This window comes from Streptomyces phytophilus (assembly GCF_013870535.1).
In the GTDB taxonomy this organism is placed as follows: domain Bacteria; phylum Actinomycetota; class Actinomycetes; order Streptomycetales; family Streptomycetaceae; genus Streptomyces; species Streptomyces phytophilus.
Genome location: NZ_JACBXC010000552.1, coordinates 1 through 3,906 on the forward strand (window position 1 = coordinate 1; position 3,906 = coordinate 3,906).

4 protein-coding genes are annotated in these 3,906 nt (G+C 70.0%); 2 read left to right on the forward strand and 2 right to left on the reverse strand.

Features of this window, described 5'->3' with window-relative positions; all coding sequences use genetic code 11:
- Window positions 1–452: alpha-hydroxy acid oxidase (locus tag H5J30_RS21110; RefSeq protein WP_181788962.1), on the forward strand; the 452-nt coding region annotated here is incomplete at its 5' end.
- Window positions 453–717: 265 nt separating this feature from the next.
- On the opposite strand, the gene H5J30_RS21115 is transcribed toward H5J30_RS21110, so the two are convergent.
- Complete coding sequence (locus H5J30_RS21115) at window positions 718–1,542, reverse strand: ParB/RepB/Spo0J family partition protein (protein ID WP_445194951.1); 825 nt, start codon at window positions 1,540–1,542, stop codon at window positions 718–720.
- A gap of 806 nt (window positions 1,543–2,348) precedes the next feature.
- Window positions 2,349–2,909: an LmbU family transcriptional regulator gene (locus tag H5J30_RS21120; RefSeq protein WP_309505592.1), complete on the reverse strand. Its 561-nt coding sequence runs from the start codon at window positions 2,907–2,909 to the stop codon at window positions 2,349–2,351.
- 458 nt (window positions 2,910–3,367) lie between these two features.
- Between H5J30_RS21120 and H5J30_RS21125 the strand changes: the two genes are divergently transcribed.
- Window positions 3,368–3,700, forward strand: coding sequence for a DNA gyrase inhibitor YacG (locus H5J30_RS21125; RefSeq protein WP_181788964.1), 333 nt, complete (start codon window positions 3,368–3,370; stop codon window positions 3,698–3,700).
- The last annotated feature ends 206 nt before the right edge of the window (window positions 3,701–3,906 follow it).

Genomic DNA, 3,906 nt, shown 5'->3' on the forward strand with positions numbered 1-3,906 from the left:
CGCTGCGGGCGCACACGCGGCTGCCGCTGGTGCTCAAGGGCGTGCTCGACGCGCGGGACGCCCGGCGCGCGGCGGAGTCGGGTGTGGACGCGATCGTGGTCTCCAACCACGGCGGACGGCAGTTGGACGGCGCGGTGGCCAGTATCGACGCGCTTCCGGATGCCGTCGCGGCGGCGGGGGACGACTGCGAGGTACTGATGGACAGCGGTGTCCGCAGCGGGACGGACGTGCTGCGGGCCCTCGCGCTCGGCGCGCGGGGCGTGCTGGTGGGGCGGCCGGTGATCTGGGGGGTCGCCGCGGCCGGTGAGGCGGGTGCGCGGCGTGTGCTGGAGTTGCTGGGCGACGAACTGCGGGACTCGCTCGGGCTCTCCGGCTGCACGGACGTCGCGGACGCCCGCGAACTGCGCACCGTACGCGGCGAGACGGGCGGCGGCTCGGGGACGGCGCCCTGAGGGCTGCCCCGTAACGCTCAGGCCCGGGTCCGCCGACACGCGGTGGACCCGGGCCGTCCAACAGCTTGTTTCGGATGGTTGGACACCGGTGGGATGTCGCCGGCAGGGCGGCAGGACGTGCGTGTCTTCATCCCAGCACCATGACGAAGACACGCACGCCGTGCAGGGACGGCCGCCGTAGGACGGCAGGTTCACCCTGCTTTCCTGCCTCAGTCACCTGTCGCACTTCCCTGCAGTGCCTCGCGATGGGCGGAAGGCTCCGCGGTCACAGCGGGCGGGCGCTCTCGCGTTCCATCCGCATCGCGATGTCCTTCCAGACGCCGGCGCATTCGCGCGCCAGCTGGGCGACGACGCCGCGGCAGTGCGCGGGTACGTTGCCGATGATCTCCTCCCACTCGTCACCGCTGAGCGTGTGGATGTTGAGAAGCCGAAGGAGCGTCCGGCCGGTTTCGCTCAGCCGCAGCGCCGGGTCGGCCTTCAGCCGGTTCACCGCCGCGCCCCGGTCGTCGACCGTTATCCGGACCGCCGCCGCCTTCGTTGCGACCCCGGCGGATACCGCCACCACCTTCGGTCTGCTCTCGACGCGTGCCGTAGTGCGCTGCCGCGGCACCGGCAGCGGACCCTCTCCCCTGCGCATGCGGTTTCTGACGTCCCTGACCGTTTCCGGGGAGATCCCCGCGGCCCGGGCGACCTGCCGCAGCGACAGGCTTGGATTCTCGGTGATCATCCGGCTCGCGATCCTGCGCCCCTCGCTGCCGTTGAGGGGCCGTACGCGGCCGTCCTGGCCGACCCGGTGGCCGGTGGCGGCGGTGTCCGCCGACTCGCGCCGGCGAATGGCCGCGACGGTCGCCGGGGCGATGCCCGTCACCGACGCGATCATCCGGTCCGACCACTGCGGATGCGACAGTATGATCCTGCTCGTCGCCCGCTTCCGGTCCGCCATGGTCAGCGGCAGCCCGTGGGCGATGTTCGACTCCACGGCGAGGACGAAGGCGTCCGCCTCGGTCCCGTCGAAGAAGCGGACGGCGATGGTGTCCTGACCGCGAAGCTCGGCGGCCCGCAGTCGATGAAGCCCATCGATGACCCGCATGGTTGCGCGGTGTACGACGATGGGCGGGAGTTCGGCTTGTGCCTGCGCCAGTACTCTTACATGCTCTCGGTCTTCTCCCGAAGTCCGAGGCGAGCCCGCTCTCCGTAAACTGCGGACTTCGACCTCGACCGGCATCTGATCGAGATGCCCCTGCACGGACGTCAACTTCAATTCCTCCCCGATCCAACTTCCGGTGAGCCGGGCCGTGACCCGAACCCATTTGTGCGATTACCGGAACTCGAACAATCCCTTGACGCAGCCGTACTGATGTGGTCGCCACTGAATCGGCGGCCGAGAGGTCAGACCTCTCGGCACAGGGGAAGTGAGGGTGATCGGAATGACGTCGGATCGACGCGGGGACCCATCCCCGCAGTCGACGTCATTCGAACTCTCCCCCGCTGCTCGGCTTCGTTCCCGGGCGAAGCGAGCGAATGTTCCCCCGTTCGGACATCGACTCTAACAGCGCCGTCCCCGATCAGACACCCCACGCCTCAGCGAACACACACCACCACACAAGGCATTTGACATGTGCCGCGCATGAGCGCTCTTCAAAATCACAGCTCGCCCGGGGCGGAAGGGGAGAGTCCGGATAATTTCCACCTCAAAGATCCCGCCAGTCACACATTCACCGAATGATTTCGGTCCGGGAAACCGCGGGAATCCGGCCACCTTGTCCCGCCGGCGGGACAAGCTGCGGGAACCGGGAGAGAGGTTACCGGAATGGAACATTCCGTTGAGCGTACGCAAAGGGGCAGACCGACGCCACCAACACCCGTACCTCTACCGGGAGTTCCTCCGCCCGCCGGTTACCCGGAGGCATCGGCAAAGGGCTCCTCTGCCGCCTCGTCCAGCATCAGGACCATCCATTCCATCAGTTCCAGACCAACCGCCTCGGCGGCCTTCTGCCACCGCACCCGGCGCTCCGGCACGACGCTCATCTGGACGAGCGAGGAACCCGCCCCTTCCGCGGCCACCCGGCGGCTCGCCCGGATCTGCTTGCGGAGTTCACTGCGGGTCCAGTTCCCCCGTTCCGCCCGGGTCAGCCACGCGTCCTGCTCGCTCACGGACATCCCGGCGACCTCTGCGTGATGCTGGAAGCTGAGCTTGTCCCGGCGTCTCGAAGGATGGAATTTCCCCGCCACCCAGGCGTAGTTCCGAAGAGTCTGATAATCGAATGAGGTCTCGGCCAGCGCGCGTTTGTAGCGGTCCGGGTAGTGGCTCCTGCCGTAGATGAGCCAGTCGCCGAGCCACCAGGCCGACGAATCGGCGATAACGAAGATCTGTCGCCCCAGATGGCTCCATTCGGCCAGCGGCAGGCCGGGCGGAAGGGACAGCGCCGTACGGTGCGTGGTGGAACGGCCGTTCACGGACAGGCGGTTGGGGGGACGGGACGGCGCCGGGGACGTCGGCACCGGAGACTGGCTCGCGGGCGGGTGGCCCGAAGAGCGGACCGCCGGGTTCGTCACGGGGCCGGTTCCGCGCGTCTCTCCCATGGACATGCTGCGCACCTCACCTGCCGATCTGCGACGCGCTTCCTCGTCAACCGACCGGACGACCGCCGGCCTGCTCCGCAGGGCCGCGGTCCGCCGACCGGGGCCGCACGCGTTCAACCGTGCTGGTCCCATCATCCGTGGCGGCAGGTTGCAGCGCGGTGACAGCGCTCCCCTCCTGCGCCTGCTCTCACCTCAACCACCGCAAAGGGCGGACCGTGGGTTGCACCGCGGTTACAGCAGGTGTTCCGGCGCAGTAACCCTCCCCCCGATCTACTTGTCACCAAACCCCGAACCGACGGCGCCGGCCCCGCCGCGCCGGACGAGGAGGACCCATGGTCAGCCAGACCCGGCACTGCGCCGAGTGCGGTGCCGAGTTCACCTGGACGAGCAGCAGCCCCAACCGGAGGTTCTGCGGACCGCGGTGCAAGGCACGGTGGTGGCGCGGCCAGCACCGGCGGGCCGCCGCCGGGGCGGGCGGCGCCGCGCCCCGGGCGGAGGGGCCGGCCCCGCGGGGCGCGGAGCCACCGGGTCTCGGCACCGCGCACGCGTGCCCCAACTGCGGCCAGCAGCTCACGGTGGTGAACGTGGTGGTCCCGGTCGGGGACGGCCCCGGACAGGCCGCCGAGGAGCCGCGGATGAGGGTGTTCGCGGCTGATCACGGCTGAGCGGCGGACCCGGCCGGGAGGTCCTTGGGGGTCAGCCGTCGAGTGGGCGCAGCCCCAGCCTGCCGAGGTGCTCCGGGTCGGCGATTGCGTCGATGCCGACGATGGTGTCGTCGGCGACGGCGAGGGCGAACGCGATCCTCGGCCGCCCCTGCTGCATCCACACCAGCCCCGGCGCGCCGTCCACGAGCGCCAGGCGGGCGGCCCTG